Here is a 238-nt window from a genome sequence, read left to right as displayed (position 1 = left end):
AGCTAGGATCGACACTATTGACATCAACCGTACCATGCGATTTTTTAAGTTTTTCAGCTTCTATCATTGATATGCCAACATCTGCTGAAATATCCATCGTCACTTCATGGCTGCCTGTGGCGATACAATGTGTAAAGATCAGCTTGTTTTCTTTGTAGACACAAATACTGGTCGTACTCGCGCCAATATCGACCAAGCACACACCCTGCTGACGCTCGTCGCTCATCAGGCTATATTC

The 238-nt window shown here is 44.1% G+C and carries 1 protein-coding gene; it reads right to left on the bottom strand.

The features are described from left to right. Window positions 1-238: cell division FtsA domain-containing protein (locus AAEY83_RS18345; protein ID WP_351061553.1), on the bottom strand; the 238-nt coding region annotated here is incomplete at both ends.

This window comes from Psychrobacter sp. TB20-MNA-CIBAN-0197, from assembly GCF_040309765.1.
GTDB classification, from domain to species: Bacteria; Pseudomonadota; Gammaproteobacteria; order Pseudomonadales; family Moraxellaceae; genus Psychrobacter; species Psychrobacter submarinus.
This window is presented reverse-complemented; position numbering and strand designations above follow the sequence as displayed.